Origin of the sequence: Carnobacterium sp. ISL-102, from assembly GCF_018612935.1 — a bacterium.
Lineage (GTDB): Bacteria > Bacillota > Bacilli > Lactobacillales > Carnobacteriaceae > Carnobacterium_B > Carnobacterium_B alterfunditum.
The window spans coordinates 1-19,588 of record NZ_JAGGRF010000040.1 but is presented as its reverse complement, the minus strand read 5'-3'; the positions used below and the strand labels follow the sequence as shown (position 1 = coordinate 19,588).

Sequence of the window (19,588 nt, the reverse complement as noted above, 5' to 3'; positions counted from 1 at the left end):
GTGCAAATGTATACGCTATCAGTAACTATTATAATGAATAAGTAAATAAGAAACGGAGGTTGAAAAAGTGATTTATACAAAAATTAAAGAAAATAGTTACCAAGACTCTATCAACTTAATGCTGCTGACAAATGCGGTTAGTACAATAGATGGTGTTAAAAAAGCTCAAGTTATGATGGGAACGGACGCCAATAAAGATATTTTGAAGGAAGCAGGATTATATAATGAAAAAGTCCAAAGTGCTCAGCCCAGTGATATGGTTGTAGCAGTGGATTCTGAAAGTGAGGAAGTTCTTTCAGCAGTCATGGAAGAAGTTGAAATTTTTTTAAGTGACTTATCTGTAAAAAAAGAAAGCAGCCAAGTGAAAGACGTTCACAATTGGAATGAAGCATTAGAATCACAACCAAATGCAAATATGGTTCTTATTTCTGTGCCCGGTATTTATGCAGCCGATGAAATTGAGAAGGCATTAGATAATAATCTTCACGCATTTGTATTCAGTGATAATGTGACAAAAGAAGATGAAGTTCGATTGAAGAAAAAAGCGCATGAAAAAGGGCTGTTATTAATGGGTCCTGACTGTGGTACGGGTGTTATTTCAAATGTGCCTATGGCTTTTACAAATGTTGTGAAATCAGGAAATATTGGTATCGTAGGAGCTTCAGGAACTGGAATTCAAGAAGTTACAACTATCATTGACCGTCTAGGCGGTGGAGTAGTTCATGCAATCGGTACTGGAGGGCGTGATCTTTCAGAAGAAGTCGGTGCCATTACAATGAAAGATGCTTTACTTGGATTAGCTGAACATGAGCCAACAGATGTCATCGTAGTGATTTCTAAACCGCCTGCTCCAGCTGTGCGTGATGAAGTCGTTCAATTGTTACATGATCTACCTAAGCCAGTAGTTGCTATTTTCTTAGGCGAAAATCCTGATCATCATGAAGGAGACGTTTATTTAGCACATACATTGGAAGAAACAGCTCATATGGCAGTCGATCTAGCTAATGGAAAAGAAATAAAAGATTATTACCAAGAAAAGCCAAGACATGAAGGAAATGAAAAAGTTGACTCTTCTAAAACAGTTAAAGGACTTTATTCTGGAGGAACGCTGGCCTCTGAAGCTGCAATGCTGATTTCAGAAGCATTAGAATTAGGTGGACTGATCAAAGAAGAAGGCTATATTCTAAAAACTAATGGGTTTGAAGTTATGGATCTAGGGGATGATATTTATACACAAGGAAAACCTCATCCAATGATTGATCCAGAAGTTCGCAAAAATAAAATACGAGAATATGCTGAAGACGAAAATACAGCAGTCATTTTAATCGATGTAGTATTAGGACATGGTTCCCATCCAGATATGGCTGGAGCTTTAGAACCAGTTATCAAAGCAGCACTTGAAAAAGCAAAATCTGACAATCGTAAACTTTATTTTGTAGGTACAGTCTGTGGAACTACACAAGACCCACAAGACTATGAACAAGCAAAACAAACGTTAGAAGAAGCTGGTGTATTGATTGAAGACAGCAATGCTAAAGCTGTTCGTTTAGCACTTAATCTAATGGGAAAAGATATTGAAGATGCACCAAAAAAAGTAACGCCTTACGATGAAAAAAAACGTGAGCTGCCAAAACCAAGTGAAGCAGTAATTAACTTATTGAATAGTAAGCCAGTAGTAATTAATGTTGGTATTGAAAGCTTTAGTGAAGTTGTACGGGAGCATGGCGGAGAAGCTGTGCAATACAATTGGAAACCAGTAGCAGGTGGAAATCGTAAACTAATCAAAATCTTAAATAAACTAAAACAAATCGATGACTTAAATGAACAAAATGAACGTGTTGTTGGTCGCTTTAGAGATGCACAACCATTCTTAGTAGATGTTGTGCCAGCTCATAGCGTTATTCCAGAACTAAAAGAAAAAGTTCTTTTGCATGCTGGTCCTCCTATTTCTTATGAAGATATGACTGGCCCGATGAAAGGATCATGTATTGGAGCGACGCTATATGAAGGTTGGGCAGAAACAGAAGAAGAAGCTAGAGAAATGCTGGAAAAAGGAGAATTCACCTTTATTCCATGTCATCAGGTAAATGCTGTTGGACCTATGGGCGGAATTACCTCTAAAAGTATGCCAGTTTTAGTGGTTGAGAATCGTTTAACTGATAATGTTGCTTATTGTATTTTAAATGAAGGTATTGGAAAAGTATTGCGTTTCGGAGCCTACTCGCAAGAAGTTGTAGACCGTTTGACTTGGATACAAAATGTTTTAGGTCCTGTTTTAGGAAAAGCTTTACGAAAATTAAAAAGCGGCTTAAATATAAATGTTTTGATTGCCAAAGCAATCACAATGGGAGATGAATTCCATCAGCGGAACATCGCAGCAAGCTTACTGTTCTTAAAAGAAATTTCACCAACAATCTTATCATTAGATGATGTTAATGACGATACAAAGCTAGAAGTTATCCAATTTTTAGCAGATACTGATCAATTCTTCTTAAACATTATGATGGCAACAGGGAAAGCAATCGTTGATGGTGCTCGTCAAGAAAAAGAAGGATCAATTGTTACAACGATGACACGAAATGGTAAAGATTTTGGTATCCGTATCAGTTCCTTAGGAGACCAATGGTTCACAGCACCTGTAAATACACCAAAAGGGCTTTACTTTACTGGGTTTAGTGAAGCAGATGGAAATCCGGATATTGGAGACAGTTCTATTACCGAAACAGTCGGAGTAGGTGGAATGGCAATGATTGCAGCTCCAGGAGTAACACGTTTTGTAGGTGCTGGCGGTTTTGAAGATGCACTAAAAGTCAGTGATGAAATGAGTGAAATTTGTGTAACGCATAATCCTAACTATAGTATTCCAACTTGGGACTTTAAAGGTACATGTCTAGGGATCGATATTCTAAAAGTTGTTGAAACAGGAATTACCCCAATCATTAACACCGGTATTGCACACAAAAAAGCTGGTTTAGGCCAAGTAGGTGCAGGTACTGTACGTGCACCTATGGCTTGTTTTGAAAAGGCCTTAGAAGCTTATGCAGAATCTTTAGGAATTCAAATAGAGGAAGCTTAATGTTACGAGATAGAAGAGAGACAAAAAGCAACTTTTTGTCTCTCTTTTTAAAAGAACCCCTTCTATTGGGGAAAATGCATACTGTTTTTGAAAACAGTTTAAACATCCAATTTCCTATTGGTTTGGTTCACATCGGAAAAGTCGGAATGGCATTATCATCATTCGGTTGTTTAATAGAACCAGAGGATTTTCAAAAAATACATGATCAAAGTCAAGTGGGAGATATAGTACGTTTCAAAAATGGGGAAATGTTTTTATATACTCAAAAAGAGGTTATTAAAATTGCATTTGACCAATTTGTTACGAAGGATCTTACTATACCAAAATTAAAACTTTCTGCTCAAGAGTTAAAAGGAAACTTACTGTATCAATTGTTAGAAGAAAATTTCGCTTCTTTATCATTAGAAATAGGATTACCGGTAAATGATGCTATAAGCAAAGGTCTGTGTTCATTATCTGAACCTTATTTGCAAGAGAAGGATTCAATAGACAAAAAAATTATTCGTTTACTGATTGGAAGAGGAATTGGTTTAACTCCAAGCGGAGACGATATACTGATTGGATATACATTTGCTCGAATGCTTTTTCAAAAAGCAGATGGCTGGCAGCAAAAAGTGGCAGATGCTTTGCAAGAAGTTAAAACAACAGCGATTAGTGAAGCCTATTTTAACGCATTGCTACATGAAATCATTAATGAAAACTTTTTACATTTAGTACAATTATTTGATGAAAAAGACCGAAATAAAATAAATAATGAACTACAAGTTTTGAAACGGTTTGGGCATACTTCAGGAACGGATACACTATATGGATTTACTATAGGGCTACAGTATGTTCAAAAAGAAATGGAGAGATTATGATGGGGAAAAGAATTATTGTAGCTTTAGGCGGGAATGCAATTTTATCAACAGATGCTAGTGCACAAGCACAAGAAAAAGCTTTGGCAGATACAGCAGAAAAGTTAGCGGTATTAGTCGAGCAAGGGAATGAATTGATTATTTCCCATGGAAATGGTCCGCAAGTAGGGAACTTATTGTTGCAACAAGCTGCAACAGATTCAAATGAAAATCCAGCAATGCCATTAGATACTTGCGTAGCAATGACGCAAGGCAGTATTGGCTACTGGATGCAAAAAGCATTAAGACATGCTTTAAAAGAACGAGGAATTACGAAAGAAGTAGCAACAATTTTAACAGAAGTTGTAGTAGATGAAAATGATCCAGCCTTTAAAAATCCAACTAAGCCAATTGGTCCATTTCTAACGGAAGATGAGGCTAAAAAAACAGCTTCTAAAGCTGTTTATAAAGAAGATGCCGGACGAGGATGGCGTAAAGTAGTACCGTCTCCAAAACCAATCAACATCAATGAAACGGCTATCGTTAAACTACTTGTTGAGCAAGGCATAATCACTATCTCAACGGGTGGAGGAGGAGTCCCGGTTATTGAAAAAAACGGTAGGTTAGAAGGGGTCGAAGCAGTTATAGATAAAGACTTTGCTTCAGAAAAATTAGCTGAGCTGATTGATGCAGATCTGTTTATCATTTTAACTGGCGTAGATAATGTATATATCAACTTCAATAAACCAGATCAAAAAATGTTAGAAAAGGTAACAACAAGTAAATTAAAGCAGTATATTGAAGAGGGGCAATTTGCTCCAGGAAGTATGTTACCTAAAGTTGAAGCAGCGATAATGTTCGCAGAGCAATCCAAAAAACATGGTGAAACAATCATCACCTCTTTAGAGAATTTAACAAATGTAATAGAGAATAATGGTGGGACCCGAGTCGTAAAAGGCTGACCAATTTATACGAAAACGGATAAGTTTGCTTTAATTACTGGTATACTATATGAAAAAGTTTATATAGGAGATCAGCTATGAATTTGAAAAATGACATTGAACAATACATCCCTTATGACCTCCAAGAGGCTAAGGAACAAGAAGTGATGTTAAAGTATTTGAGTAATTTTGATAACTTACTGACTCGTGAAAATGAATTTGCGCATCTTACAGCTTCAGCTTGGATCGTTAATCCTGAACGTACAAAGGTTTTAATGGCGTATCATAATATTTATCAATCGTGGTCTTGGATCGGTGGGCATGCAGATGGCAATGCAGACTTATTAGAAGTGGCTCTGAAAGAAACAACAGAAGAAACCGGTTTAGTAAGTATTGCTCCCATCATGAAAGATATATACTCATTAGAAATATTAGGCGTTCCCAGCCATATAAAAAAAGGCAATCCAATTGCAACACATCTGCATTTGAACGTGACCTATTTGATCGAAGCGAATGAAACTGAAGAAACAACGGTTAAAACGGATGAAAATAGTGCGATAAAATGGATGGAATTAACGGAAGCAGTTGAAGCTTGTACTGAGCCGGAGATGAAAGTCGTTTACAAAAAACTGAATGACAAATTAAAAAACTGAGTAACCACTTCTTCTATTTAAGTAATAAATAGAAGAAGTGCTACCCAGCTTTTTTTATTTTGTATTTAGTATTTAGTCTTCGCTTGATTCATTCATTAAGCCGGCTCTTTCAAATAAATAAAAGGCTACACTTAAAACGATTCCGACTACACTTGCAAGAATCATCCCTTTTAGTTGAATTCCCGCAAAGTTTACTGTTAGTCCGCTTAAACCAGAGACAAGAACGATAGAAGTTAAAATCAGATTTTTTGATTTGCCATAATCTACTTTAGATTCAACTAGTAAACGTAGACCGCTTGTTCCGATCATTCCGTAAAGCAAGAAGGTTACTCCACCAATCACATTTCCTGGAATCGTCGAGATAAACGCTGCTAAAGGTCCAATGAAAGCCATACAGATTGAGAAAATGGCCGCTCCAGCAATTACACGTACGCTATATACACGTGTGATCGCCATGACACCAATGTTTTCTCCATAAGTTGTTGTAGGGACCCCACCAATCAGACCAGATAAAGCAGTACCCAAATTGTCGGCGAATAAAGAGCGATGTAAACCAGGGTCTTTTATCAAATCATGACCGACAACATTTGAAGTGACGACTTGATGTCCGATGTGTTCAGAAGTTAAGACAAGAAGAACCGGCAACATTGTTAGTATGGCATTCACATCGAATTTTGCCCATTGAAAATGAGGCATGGTGAACAATGAGGCTTCCATTAAAGGTGTGAAATCGACCATTCCAAAGGCTGCAGCAGAGATATAACCAACAACGATTGAAATTAAAATTGGGATCGTGGATAAAAATCCTTTAAACAGTACCGAACCTAAAATCGCTACACCTAAAGTGATGGAAAAGACGATGAAGTCCTGTGTTGCGGCAGTATCGGTCATTAAGTTTGCACCTATCGAACCGCCTTGAACGGTATTACTTGCTAGCTCCAATCCGATCAAAGCAACGACAGCACCCATTGCAGCTGGTGGAAGAACGATGTTGATCCATGCTGTACCTACACGTCTGATAAATAAGGCTAAAAGACAGCCAATGATCCCTAAGACAACGAATCCTCCCTGAGCATAAGCAAATCCTTGGTTCGCAATAATAATACTTGCAGGCCCAATGAAGGCAAAACTTGAACCAAGATAAGCAGGAGCTTTTCCTTTAGTAATAAGAATAAATAATAATGTGGAAATTCCATTCATTAACAAAACAATACTAGGGTTAATACCAAAGATGATGGGCACTAATACCGAAGCTCCAAACATAGCAAATGTATGTTGCAAACTTAACGGAATGAGTAATTTCATAGGGACCTTTTCATCTATTTGAATAATTTTTTTGCTTGACATGTACGATTCCTCCTATTTTTGGGCACAAAAAATGCCCTCTTTGAATGGTGTATTCGCAAAAGGACCTCAGGTATCGTATCATAAATTGACTTGTTACCCTTTTTAATCTCTCTGGATTAAATTAAAAGGACTTCGCTTTGATTTATTCTAGCAGTAAATAATAGAAATTACAACAAACTATTAATAAATAATTAGATTATCTAAGTGTAGTTTATTGATAGGGTGTATTTTAAAACTATCTTGTTAAGAGAAAAAGGGCCGCTACTGCTACTGTTTCTAAAATAAACCGATTTGACAGTGAAAAAGGGAAAGAAAGTCGATACTCAAAGTAGACTATCATTTGAGTATCCGCAACGAGCGTTAGTTCGAGTAACTGAGAGTCGTTTTTTTATTTGAGTATCCGCAACAAGCGTTAGTTCGAGTAACTGAAAATAGAGAACTATTCTATTTGACTCCATGACTCATTAAGTCGTTCTTATTATTCGATTCTGATCTTAATCACCCCTCATCTTTCTCAGTTAGCCTAAAATCAGAATAGTGATTAGTTTTAAAGCGCATCCTATTTACTGTAACTTCTTATCTTGGTAAATTAATTCTATTTGTATGGATCAGAATAGATTCCAATACCTGTAACTATTGGTTTAATAGAGTCTCATGTATACTATTAATGAATAGAAAAGGTAACCAGAGACGTGTATTCGAATAAGCGATTATTAGAAAGAGTGAAATTTTTTTCTCTTTTCCATAAGGGATTGCATCTAAAGGAGGGGAATAGTGTGGAACAACCGACAAATCAAACAGGTTCAAACTGGCAACGGACAACTGTTTTATTTCTAAGTAGTCAAACAATCTCATTGTTTGGGTCTTCACTAGTCCAGTACGCAATTACGTGGTACCTTACTTTGAGAGAGCAATCAGGTGTGATCATGATGCTATCTGTTGTTTTTGGATTTCTGCCGACCTTCTTCTTGTCACCTTTTGCTGGAGTGTGGGCGGATCGCTACGATCGTAAAAAACTTATTATTCTTTCAGATGCGGTCATTGCTATTTCAACCTTACTTTTGATTTTTTTATTTTTAAGCGGGGAAGGTTCAATATGGGCCTTGTTGATTGCTTCAGCTATTCGAGCTTTAGGTGCGGGAATTCAGACCCCAGCGGTTAGTGCGGTATTACCTCAAATAGTACCGAAAGATAAATTAACTAAAGTTAATGGATTCAATGGAAGTATTTAAGCCCTTACGATGTTAGTTTCACCGATGGCAAGTGGAGCATTATTAAACTTTGCTTCACTTGAAATTATTTTCCTTATTGATGTTATTACAGCGATAGCGGCTATTATTATCTTAGCCTTTTTCTTGAGGATCTCTTCTCACAATAAGGCTACACAAGTTCAAGAAAATTCTTATTTAACTGACCTTAAATTGGGGTTTATGTATATTAAAAATCAAGAATTTTTAAAGAAGCTATATAGTTATTTCTCGATAGCATATTTACTGGCAGCTCCCGTTTCTTTTTTGACACCTCTACAAGTGACACGTAACTATGGCGGCGATGTATGGAGGTTAACTATGATCGAAGTAGCTTTTTCACTAGGCATGATCATTGGAGGATTGATAGTAGCTTTTTGGGGCGGGTTTAAGAATCGAATACATTCGATTGCGTTTGCTATTTTAATGATGGGAGTCTGTACAGTTCTTTTAGGAGTGATTCTTAATTTTTGGTACTACTCTCTTATTATGGCTTTATTTGGTATGGTAATACCATTATTAAGTGCATCAACGATTGTGTTACTTCAAGAGAGAGTACCAGAAGGCTATCTAGGAAGAGTGTTTGGAGTGGAAACAATGATTGCTACAGCAATGATGCCATTAGGAATGGTGCTTTTTGGTCCACTGGCGGATCTAGTCCGGATCGAGTGGCTTCTCTTAGTCTCTGGCCTACTCCTCTTTATCGTGACGTTATTTATGTTTAATGATAAACAACTTTTGAAATCAGGGGAACCAAAAGAGAATGATCAGTAGTTTTTTATCAATGAGGTCTAGGAAGATAGTGTGCCAAATGGGGTACACTTAAATATGCAGCAATCTTTTAGCAAAGAGTGCAATACGATGAATAAAGCTTTATACTATATAGTAGTTAACAATTTGAGAAAGTCTTTGGAGGGTAAAATAAGATGAATAATAACGATCGATTAGTAAGACTAAGATATGCTTTAGATATTAAAGATACAGAGATGGTAGAGATCTTTAAATTAGGCGGATTAGAAATAACAAAAGAAGATATCAAAAAAATGTTGGATAAATCAAAAAAACAAAATTCTGATAATGCAAAAGAAAATGATTTCCAAGAAAATGAGTATGTAAAAAACTGCTCTAATCAAACATTAGAATCTTTTTTAAATGGTTTGATCATATTCAAAAGAGGCAAAAAAGAATCAGCAGTCAATGAACCAGAAAAAAAAGCGCCAATGACGATAACGAATGAAAATGTGAATAATATGTTGCTTAAAAAAATTAAAATAGCTCTTTCCCTTACGAGTGAAGATATGTTAGGTATTTTAGGGAATGCGGGAGTCGAAATATCAAAAAGTGAATTAAGTGCAGTCTTTAGAAAAGAAGGACATCGAAATTACAAAGAATGTGGTGATCGATACGCTAGAAACTTTTTGAAAGGCTTAGCTATAGCATGGCGTGAAGAGTCTTGATGAATATTAATAGGCTTTAAGGCCGTATTGATATCTTCTATAGCTTAATTTGATAAAGCAAAACTAAAAAAAGATTCTTCAAGAAAATAGATTGATAATAAAAAATAAACCACTATAATTGAAAAGAATATAAAAAAATGCGTTAGATTTAGGCAACATATTAGGCAAACTTATTTATTCTTAATAGTAGTTAGAAAATAAAAATCGTTAGTACGACAAAAATCGTCTAACTTTTTTTTGTTTAAAAGGATAGCTGCTAAAATTTAGCAACTGTATAGGAGGAAAGCATATTAAAAAAGTAGGGTTTGATCCACAAAAATATATTGAAGAACAATCAAAATATATCCTTGAACGAGTGAATGATTACGATAAATTATATCTTGAATTTGGTGGAAAACTTATTGGGGACAAGCATGCTAAGCGTGTATTGCCAGGGTTTGATGAGAATGCCAAAATCAAATTATTGCAAAAATTGAAAGATCAGGCTGAAATTATTATTTGTGTGTACGCTGGAGATATCGAACGCAATAAAATTCGCGGCGATTATGGCATTACTTATGATATGGACGTTTTAAGATTGATTGATGAACTAAGAGGGTATGGTCTAGAAGTAAATAGTGTCGTGATCACTCGATATAATGGTCAGCCTTCTACAAAACTCTTTATCAATAAGCTAGAAAGAAGAGATATCAAAGTCTTCACGCATGCTGCAATCGAAGGATACCCATCAGCTATCGAAACAATTGTAAGTGAAGAAGGCTTTGCGAAAAATGAGTACATTCCAACAACGAAACCAATTGTTGTTGTTACAGCGCCAGGTCCTGGAAGTGGGAAATTAGCAACGTGTTTAAATCAGCTTTACCATGAGCGCCATCAAGGCAAAACAGCTGGTTATTCAAAATTTGAAACTTTTCCAGTTTGGAATGTACCATTGAAACATCCGCTTAACATTGCTTATGAAGCGGCTACGGTAGATTTGAAAGATGTAAATATGATTGATAATTTTCACTTTGAAAAATACAATCAAGTAGCGGTCAACTACAACCGTGATCTTGAAACATTCCCAGTTATTAAAAAAATCATTGAAAAAATTACTGGAAAAGAATCAGTATACCAATCTCCGACAGATATGGGCGTTAATCGTGTAGGATTTGGTATTATTGATGATGAAGTTATTAAAGACGCCTCTAAACAAGAAATCATTCGTAGAAGCTTTTCGACAGAGTGTGATTTTAAAAAAGGGCTAATAGATGAAGAAATTTTAAACCATATGAAATTGATCATGGAAGAAGTCGAACTGAAAAAAGAAGATAGAGTACCAGTGGCGCCAGCTCGTAAATATGCTGAACAGATAAGAGAACATTCTGAAGCGACTGACATGCCAGCAGTTATCGCATTCGAAATGCCAGATGGCCAACTTGTAACGGGCAGAACGACGGCTTTAATGGATTCGTGTTCTGCAGCCATTTTAAATTCGATCAAGGTTTTGGCTCATATTTCAGATGAGATCCATTTATTATCGCCAAATATTTTAGAAACGATCCAAAAACTTAAAGTGAATGATCTTCACAGTAAAATGGCAGCGTTGAATGCAAATGAAGTTCTGATTGCTCTTGCGATAAGTGCAGTCACTAATCCAACAGCTCAATTAGCCTACAATAAATTATCGGAGTTGCAAGATGTTCAAGCACACTCAACTGTAATGCTGAATAAAGATGATGAACAAACCCTTCGTAAACTAGGCCTAGATATCACGTGTGATCCATTTTATCCATCAGAAAATTTGTATTACGTTTAAATAAAAAAAGGGAATTGAGATTTTTATCTCAATTCCCTTTTTTGGTTTAAACAATAGTGAAGTAGAGAAAGGCATGCAGCACTTAGAATGTAAGCGTTGCGTTTCTGTTGCGATAGATGATTAGATTCTATATAATTAATTTAAAGTGACAGGAAAATGAGTTTTTAATGTGAATTTTTCTGTTATAAAAAAAGAAATGAGGATGAAAATGGATTGGGATAAGGAAATACACGTTTTAGCAACTAAATTTGCACCTTTTATTGAAAGTGGGATCTATATCCATGATGGAACGCAAAAATTAGCTAGTAGAAATGAAGAAGAGTTATTTCCTGCTGCAAGCATCATCAAGCTTCCAATCTATCTTTATTATTATGAACAAGCCATTCAAGGGAACCTTGATTTAATGCATAAAATAAAAGTTTCAAAGATCGGTCGTGCAAATGGATCTGGAGTATTACACATTTTGACGTCTATTGAGGAATGGAGTATTGAAGAACTCCTGCAATTGATGATTGCTGTTTCCGATAATGAAGCTACTAATCGGTTGATTTATTATGCGGGATTAGAAAGTATACAGACGTGGATAAAAACAAAGAAGTGGGGTAAAAGAATAGCTTTAAGGCGGTACTTAATGGATTATGAATCTGGTTTAGTCAATGAGATCTCACCGCGGGGAGCCTTGGAGATTTTAAAAGAAATCATCGAGCTAGGAAACAAGCATCCAACGGTGAAAGATCAAATTGAAAAACCTTTTTTGTTGCAACAGTTTCGAATCGGGCTGCCAGGTTACTTGGATGAAAGAGCGATCCCTAATTTAGAAATGCTAAATAAAACTGGTGAAGACAACGGGATCCGTCACGATGTTGGATTGTTTAGATATAAAGATCAAACTGTTTTTATTGCTGCATTAAACAAAGACGTGAAGGAAGAAGCAAAGGCAATAGAATGGATGGAAGAGTTAGGGAAATTAGTATTTGAATTTTTAACAGATACTGACTGAATAATAGCGTTCTTGCTAGTTAAAGTAAAAAGTCGGTGGTAAGGAGAGAGTGGATAAATGAGAAATATGGTCAGTACGACAACAACTTTTTTATGGTCAAAAAATGACTACCATCCTATTCAGGAGAAACTGTTAACACAAAATAGAAAAGAAACTTTTTATACCTTATCAGATGAGGACGCACTAAAACTATATGAGGACCGTTTAGTAGATTCGGAACTGCTTTATGGTGATATTGTTGAAGTAATTGAAATTATTGGAACATTTGCTAAAGTAAGCGTCCCAAAACAAGCTTATAAAAATGATCCTAATGGATATCCAGGCTGGGTAATAGCTAAAGACCTTATTGTTGTGCCAGATGGCTGGTCAGAAGCATTAAAACAGGTTGCTGTTAGTCGGTCAACGGCAAAAATTAGTTTTATAAGTGAGACAAAAACGTCTCAAGTAGTTTCTATTGGTACAATTTTAACTGTATTAGAAGCTACAGCTAAACAATATAAAGTCCTTACACCAGATGGTATTGGTTTTATGGCAGAAAGTGATGCTCGTATAATTGGGGACTTACCAGTAGATGCTGTTGAACAAATGATTGATAGCGCAAAATCTTTTTTAGATTTGAGATATGTATGGGCGGGAACAAGTGCAGCTGGATTTGATTGTTCCGGATTTGTGTATACATTGTTTCGAACCTTTGGCATTTGGTTGAGCCGGGATGCTCAAGAGCAAGTATTTGAAGGGGAAGTTCACACTTATGAGGAAGCAATTCCAGGCGATTTATTGTTTTTCGCTTATCAAGAAGGTAATGGAGAAGTTCACCATGTAGGAATTTATTTAGGGGATGATCAAATGATTCATTCACAAACTCCTGGATCAAAAGTAATGGTCACAAAGCTTGAAGGAACAAAGTATCAAAAGGAGTTATGTGCTGTTAGGCGTTTTTTTAAAGAAGTACAAAAATAAAACAATATGGGAGGGTGATAATAAATGAAAAATCAAATAAAAGGCTTGGGTATACTTAGTTTAACAGTGTTATTAACAGCATGTGGGGGTGCAGATCCTGAAGGGTCTTCAACTGCGAAATCTTCTGCTGATGGCGAGAAAAAGCTAGCTGATACACAAGAATTACGTTTAACAGCTTCCTCAGAAATTCCTTCTATGGATACAGCTTTAGCAACTGATTTAACAAGTTTTACCGTTATGAATAATGTTTTTGAAGGGTTGTATGTTTTAGGACCAGATTCTGAGCCTGTTTTAGGTGTGGCAGCTGAAGAACCTACCATCAGTGAAGATGGAAAAACGTATACCTTTAAGATACGTGAAGATGCTGTTTGGTCTAATGGAGAAGCTGTTACAGCAGATGATTTTGTCTATGCTTGGCAAAAAGTCGTGGCACCGGAAACAGCAAGCGGATATGCCTATATGTTTGACGGCTTGATCCAAAATGCTACTGAAGTTATAAATGATGAATTAGATCCAACGGAGTTAGGTGTTAAAGCAATCAATGCTACTGATTTAGAGATTACATTGGTGCAGCCAACACCTTATTTTGATCAGTTATTGACGTTACCTTTTTTCTTTCCCCAAAATAAAGTTTTTGCCCAAGAACAAGGCGATGAGTATGGGAGCACACATGAAAATTTAATTTATAATGGTCCATTTGTATTAAAAGGATGGGATCAAGCAAGCAGTATGGGATGGACATTTGAAAAGAATGAAGACTATTGGGACGCTGAATCGGTTATTTTGGATACAATAACCGTTGATGTAATCAAAGAAGTTACCACGGAGTTAAATTTATATGAAAATGAGGATACCGACATTGCCTTTTTATCAGGAAATTTTGTCTCTCAATATATTGAAGACCCTAATTTTCATTCATCATTGAATGCGACAACGTTTTACATTGAAATGAATAACTTGAATAATGAAGAATCAACGGAATTAAGCAATGGGAATATCCGCTTAGCTATCGCCTCTGCTATTGATAAAGAAGGCTACACGAAGAGTGTCTTGCAAGATGGATCAGAGCCGATTGATGGATTTGTTCCAGCCGGTTTAGCAAGTAATCCAGGAACAGATACAGATTATCGTGAAGATGCTGGGGATCTATTGGCTTATGATTTAGAAAAAGCTGAAAAAGCTTGGGAAACGGGGCTATCAGAATTAGGTACGGACAGTATTGAATTAGAATTGATTACCTCAGATACAGAAGATTCAAAACGATTGGCAGAATATTTACAGGATCAATTACAAAAAAACTTACCAGGTTTGATTGTTAAGTTGAGAAGTATGCCGTTCAGTATGAAATTGGAAACAGTGCGTGCAGGCGACTATGATATGGCTGTTAATTCATGGATTGCTGACTTTGCAGATCCAATCAATTATGTGGAACGTTTTGATACAGACATCAATCGTATGAATTATTCGAATTCAGAGGTAGATGCTTTAGTAGATAAAGCAAAAGCAACTTATGATGATGACGAAGCACGCTGGGAAACATTAGTTGAAATTGAAAAAGTTGCTTTAGGTGAAGATGCAGCTCTTGCACCATTATATCAATCAGCAGATTCGTATCTATTAAATCCAAATGTTGAAGATTTTTATAAACGTGTTTTTGGTCCAGATAGTTATAAATGGACCTGGATAGAAGCTAAATAAATAAAAATAGAGAGCGTTATCATTTATTTCGAGATTTGGATAGCGAATGCTTTACAATGATTTTTTTTAGCGGTACATTAAGGGAACAAGGCTTGAAAGCGTATTATATTATGGGAGGGAACAAAATGACAAAAGAATATATTATGTCGATCGACCAAGGTACTACTAGTTCTAGAGCGATAATATTTGATAAAGCAGGAAACCCTAAATGGAGTTCTCAAAAAGAATTTACACAACATTTTCCTCAACCAGGTTGGGTAGAGCATGACGCTAACGAAATTTGGATTTCAGTTTTATCCGTTATTGCAGGTGTTTTAATCGAAGCAGGACTAAAACCAGATGATATTGATAGCATTGGGATCACCAACCAACGTGAAACGACAGTTGTTTGGGACAAAGAAACAGGTAGACCGATTTATCGTGCAATTGTATGGCAATCAAAACAAACGAATGATATTTCAGATCAACTTAAACAAGATGGACATACAAAATTGATTAAAGATAAAACAGGTCTAGTCGTCGACTCTTATTTCTCAGCAACTAAAGTTAAATTTATTTTAGATCATGTTAAAGGTTCAAGAGAACGGGCTAAAAAAGGCGAATTACTATTTGGAACAATCGATACTTGGTTAGTTTGGAAATTAACAGGTGGAAAAGTTCATGTTACAGATTATTCAAATGCAAGTCGTACAATGATGTTTAATATTTATGATCTTAAATGGGATAAAGATATTTTAGCATTATTAGATATTCCAAAAGAAATGCTGCCAGAAGTTAGGTCTTCTTCTGAAGTATATGGAAAAACAATTCCAGAACATTTCTTTGGTGGGCAAATTCCAATTGCTGGTATGGCTGGTGACCAACAAGCAGCTTTATTTGGTCAAGTAGGATACGAAAAAGGAATGGTTAAAAACACTTATGGTACAGGTGCGTTTATTATTATGAATACTGGAAAAGAACCAATCAAGTCAGACAATGGTTTACTTACATCCATTGCATATGGCATCAACGGTGAAATTACTTATGCATTAGAAGGTAGTATTTTTGTAGCTGGGTCAGCACTTCAATGGCTGAGAGATGGTATGAGAATGTTTAGAAGTGCTCCGGAATCTGAAGAATATGCTAAAAGAGTAGACTCAACAGAAAATGTGTATGTAGTACCGGCATTTACAGGGTTAGGTGCTCCTTATTGGGATCAAGATGCTCGTGGAGCTGTTTTTGGCATAACACGCGGGACAACTAAAGAACATTTTATCAGAGCAACGCTTGAATCATTAGCTTACCAAACAAAAGATGTTGTAGATACAATGAATAAAGATTCTGGAATTCCAATTAAAACGCTACGTGTTGATGGAGGAGCATCGAAAAATGACTTCTTGATGCAATTTCAATCAGATATTTTGGATACTAGAATCGAACGTTCTAAGATTAGTGAAACAACAGCGTTAGGAGCCGCTTATCTTGCTGGATTAGCAACAGGATTTTGGAAAAATCAAGATGAGATCAAAAAATATTGGGAAAAAGATGCTACGTTCGAGCCAAATATGGAAGAAGAAGAACGTGAAGATTTGTATGCTGGCTGGCAAGCAGCTGTAGAAGCTACAAGGGTTTTCAAACATAGACCTAAAAGAAAAAACAAATAATTTGAAGGGTTTTTGATTATGTATAGAACAAAGAGACTATTCCATTTTGATGGAATAGTCTCTTTTGCTTTGAAAGTAGAAGTTTCAATCGAAATCTATTGAAGAATTATCTTTTACAATCAACTTACTTTCCTGACGTAAATGTATTTTTTTCATAACTAATCTTGCAGGAGGCTGTGCAATTAAAAGTTCACAAAATAAAGCAATAGAAAAATTTCTAGGCCAATGTGATAATGCTTCAAATGAAGCTAAGGTGAACCCCTTACCGATCATAGTGCCAATTACTGTCATAGTGAGAGACATACCAATTACAGTAAAAAGGATGTTAAATAACGTTTTCGCATTAAATCCATCAGTATCATTAGAAAAAGTGTGAACTAATTTTTCAGCAATCCGCCCAAAAACGAGCACTTCTAATAACATAGCAATAATCAAAATGATTGGAAAAGACTTAAGGATAATCATAAGTACTTCTGTATCAAGCTTACCAAATTCTAGACTAATGTTTACTGTACTCATAATTAGGACAGTTATTGAACAAATAATGATACCATATAACATTCCTTCTTTGCCATTGTGAGGCAATCTGTTTTCTTTAACTTCTTTGATAGTAAAAACTCCTTTTTTGTTTCTAAAATCAAGTATACATAAATCAAGTACGGTGTGTAAGAGAAATTTTCATGAAAATAATAAATAAGTAATCTTCTAAGTTAGAATAAAAAAAATCACTCTCCAGTATAGAGAGTGATTCCGGGATCATAAAAATTATTTTATTTCTAAGGCACTTAACTGCTCTTCAATAGCCTCTATAGGTGCTTCTGCTTGCAACAAAGCTGCTGCTGTATAAGCACTTTCAACAAAAGCAGTATCGTATAAACGAACTGTTTTATCAGAAGTTTCAATAGCTAGTTCTAGATTCATTTTGGCACTACCTAAATCATAAAAAGCAAGAACTGTTTTTTCTTCAAAAGAAGATAATGCTTCTTCGATTTTATCAAAACTTGTACCAATTCCACCTTCTGGCGTTCCGCCGGCGCTTTTTATTGTGACGTCTTTAGCTACTTCACCAATTAATTTAGCTAAACCGTCAGCGATGTCGGCTACATGAGAAACAATCAATACACCATATTCTTTATTCATCATAAACACCTGCTTCTATCATTGTCTTGAATAGATAGTTGCTAGACATAGCACCAGGGTCAATGTGACCGATAGAACGATCGCCTAAATAAGAAGCGCGTCCTTTAGTTGCTTTCATGTTTTTAGTTTTTTCAAGAGTCTCATCAATCAAAGCAACGGTCAACTTGTTTGCTTTGACCGCATCAACAACTGGGATCCATTCGTCGACCATTGTTTTTTCACCTGCAGCAGCCTTACCACGCTTTTGAATACCTTCTAATCCAGCTTCTAAGACTGTAGCTAAGTCATCACTGTCTTGGCTAGCCTTAGCCATACTAATAAAAGCAGAGCCCAGAAGCGGTCCAGAAGCGCCCCCGACCTTACTGACCAAAGTCATTCCAGTTGTTTTTAGAAGATCAGTTAACGTTTCAAATTCTTTTGTTTGTAATACCTCTGCTAACGCGTTAGCTCCGCGAGCAAGGTTATTACCGTGATCTCCATCACCAATCGCGGTATCTAATTCACTGAGATACGCTTTATTTTCTAAGAGTTGTTCAATAAAGAGTTCAAGCCATTTTTTTGCTGTTTCTTGATTCAACATAATATTCAGTCATCCTTTCTTTACCAAGCAATAGTTGTTACAGGTGCATTTAGGTACTCTAACCAGTTAGAGTCTTCTAGTTTGACTAAAGTAAGAGATAGACCTTCCATATCAATTGAGGTCATGTAGTCGCCAACTTTTCTAAAGGCTAAAGTTAACCCTTCATCCCCCAACAGTTGTTTCACATCGTTCATGAAAATAAATTGTTCCATCAGTGGAGTGGCACCCATGCCATTAATTAAGATCGCAAAAGAGTCCCCTGATTGCCATTTGAATTCTTTTTTCAATTTGTTCACGAGTTCTTGAGCTAATGCAGCTGAAGGTTGAAGCTTTTCTCTACGGTAGCCAGGTTCGCCGTGGATACCTACCCCAAATTCGATTTCGTCAGCTTCTAATTCAAAACCTGGTTTACCGACTTCGGGTACTGTAGCAGGATTCAAAGCAACACCTAAAGATTTTACAGCAGGGATAAGTTTATCTGCTAATAGTTTGATTTCTTCTAAAGATAAGCCTTTTTCAGCAGCAGCGCCTAATATCTTGTGGACTAAAACCGTGCCTGCGATACCACGTTTTCCAGCAGTATATGTGCTGTCTTCAACAGCGATATCATCATCTACTATGACATAATCAACTTTAATATCTTCCATCTCTGCTAACTCTTTTGCCATATCAAAATTCATGACATCTCCAGAGTAATTTTTAATAATTAAAAACACACCTTTTCCTTCATCACTAGCCTTAATGCCTTCTAAAATTTGATCAGGAGTTGGAGATGTGAATACTTCACCACATACAGCAGCTGAAAGCATTCCTTTTCCAACAAAACCGGCATGAGATGGTTCGTGTCCGCTTCCGCCGCCACTCACTAAACCAACTTTTCCAGATTGCTCAACTTTACGATGAATAACAGACGTCTCAGGTAATCGCTCAACTAACTCTTCATATGCAAAGACTAAACCGTTTAACATTTCATCTAAGATATTCGATGGATCATTGATGATTTTTTTCATTTTTTCCAGACCCCCTAAGTGATTTTTAATTGAATTCAATACTATTGTAACCGTTTTTAATATAAAGAACAAATACAAGGGATCAGTGGTCTGTGTCAAGTTTTTCTCGGTCGTCCTATTATCCTGCTAGTTTAGGCGTTCTACTTTTGTACACTCGTCTACTACCGCACGGCTTCGCCGTTTGCTGGCCCATCCGTTTCGA

15 protein-coding genes and 1 pseudogene are annotated in these 19,588 nt (G+C 36.2%); 11 read left to right on the top strand and 5 right to left on the bottom strand.

Going from position 1 to position 19,588, the window contains the following annotated elements; all coding sequences use genetic code 11:
* Positions 1–67 precede the first annotated feature (67 nt).
* From J7E16_RS10505 to J7E16_RS10490, 4 genes are all read left to right on the top strand, one after another.
* Positions 68–3,076, top strand: a complete 3,009-nt coding sequence (locus tag J7E16_RS10505) for a bifunctional FdrA/YlbE family protein (protein ID WP_214891521.1) — start codon at positions 68–70, stop codon at positions 3,074–3,076.
* Complete coding sequence (locus tag J7E16_RS10500; RefSeq protein ID WP_214891519.1) at positions 3,076–3,936, top strand: oxamate carbamoyltransferase subunit AllH family protein; 861 nt, start codon at positions 3,076–3,078, stop codon at positions 3,934–3,936. The genes J7E16_RS10505 and J7E16_RS10500 overlap by 1 nt, the downstream gene beginning before the upstream one ends.
* The gene (gene arcC, locus J7E16_RS10495) at positions 3,933–4,874 is read left to right on the top strand and encodes a carbamate kinase (protein WP_214891517.1); all 942 of its coding nucleotides are present in this window, start codon (positions 3,933–3,935) and stop codon (positions 4,872–4,874) included. Before J7E16_RS10500 ends, arcC begins: the two co-directional genes overlap by 4 nt.
* A 77-nt stretch (positions 4,875–4,951) precedes the next feature.
* Positions 4,952–5,506 (top strand): NUDIX hydrolase, encoded by a 555-nt coding sequence (locus tag J7E16_RS10490; RefSeq protein ID WP_214891515.1) that lies wholly within the window; start codon positions 4,952–4,954, stop codon positions 5,504–5,506.
* Positions 5,507–5,578: 72 nt separating this feature from the next.
* On the opposite strand, the gene uraA is transcribed toward J7E16_RS10490, so the two are convergent.
* Complete coding sequence (uraA, locus tag J7E16_RS10485) at positions 5,579–6,853, bottom strand: uracil permease (RefSeq protein WP_034547143.1); 1,275 nt, start codon at positions 6,851–6,853, stop codon at positions 5,579–5,581.
* A 692-nt stretch (positions 6,854–7,545) separates the two neighbouring features.
* Between uraA and J7E16_RS10480 the strand changes: the two are divergent.
* The 7 genes and pseudogenes from J7E16_RS10480 to glpK all read left to right on the top strand — a co-directional run bounded on the left by J7E16_RS10480 (position 7,546) and on the right by glpK (position 16,656).
* Positions 7,546–8,874 (top strand): annotated as a pseudogene (locus tag J7E16_RS10480) (MFS transporter).
* Between the two features lie 152 nt (positions 8,875–9,026).
* Positions 9,027–9,557 carry a YehS family protein gene (locus J7E16_RS10475; RefSeq protein WP_214891513.1) on the top strand — a complete coding sequence of 177 codons (531 nt, stop codon included), beginning with the start codon at positions 9,027–9,029 and terminating at the stop codon, positions 9,555–9,557.
* Positions 9,558–9,846: 289 nt separating this feature from the next.
* A complete protein-coding gene (locus J7E16_RS10470; protein WP_214891542.1) occupies positions 9,847–11,355 on the top strand; it encodes a DUF1846 domain-containing protein in 1,509 nt (502 codons plus the stop codon).
* Between the two features lie 208 nt (positions 11,356–11,563).
* Positions 11,564–12,355 (top strand): serine hydrolase, encoded by a 792-nt coding sequence (locus J7E16_RS10465; protein WP_214891511.1) that lies wholly within the window; start codon positions 11,564–11,566, stop codon positions 12,353–12,355.
* 57 nt (positions 12,356–12,412) lie between these two features.
* Positions 12,413–13,315, top strand: coding sequence for a C40 family peptidase (locus tag J7E16_RS10460; protein ID WP_214891509.1), 903 nt, complete (start codon positions 12,413–12,415; stop codon positions 13,313–13,315).
* Between the two features lie 24 nt (positions 13,316–13,339).
* Positions 13,340–15,013 (top strand): peptide ABC transporter substrate-binding protein, encoded by a 1,674-nt coding sequence (locus J7E16_RS10455; RefSeq protein ID WP_214891507.1) that lies wholly within the window; start codon positions 13,340–13,342, stop codon positions 15,011–15,013.
* Positions 15,014–15,138: 125 nt separating this feature from the next.
* Entirely contained in the window at positions 15,139–16,656 is a 1,518-nt protein-coding gene (gene glpK / locus J7E16_RS10450; protein ID WP_214891505.1) for a glycerol kinase GlpK, read from the top strand.
* An 84-nt stretch (positions 16,657–16,740) separates the two neighbouring features.
* Here the strand turns inward: glpK and J7E16_RS10445 are convergent, their stop codons facing one another.
* The 4 genes from J7E16_RS10445 to dhaK form a co-directional block, all read right to left on the bottom strand.
* Positions 16,741–17,217, bottom strand: a complete 477-nt coding sequence (locus tag J7E16_RS10445) for a DUF2798 domain-containing protein (protein WP_214891503.1) — start codon at positions 17,215–17,217, stop codon at positions 16,741–16,743.
* 204 nt (positions 17,218–17,421) lie between these two features.
* Positions 17,422–17,799, bottom strand: coding sequence for a dihydroxyacetone kinase phosphoryl donor subunit DhaM (gene dhaM, locus J7E16_RS10440; protein ID WP_502756800.1), 378 nt, complete (start codon positions 17,797–17,799; stop codon positions 17,422–17,424).
* Positions 17,789–18,373, bottom strand: coding sequence for a dihydroxyacetone kinase subunit DhaL (gene dhaL, locus J7E16_RS10435; protein WP_214891541.1), 585 nt, complete (start codon positions 18,371–18,373; stop codon positions 17,789–17,791). Before dhaL ends, dhaM begins: the two co-directional genes overlap by 11 nt.
* A 23-nt stretch (positions 18,374–18,396) precedes the next feature.
* Entirely contained in the window at positions 18,397–19,386 is a 990-nt protein-coding gene (gene dhaK / locus J7E16_RS10430) for a dihydroxyacetone kinase subunit DhaK (protein ID WP_214891501.1), read from the bottom strand.
* Positions 19,387–19,588: the final 202 nt, after the last annotated feature.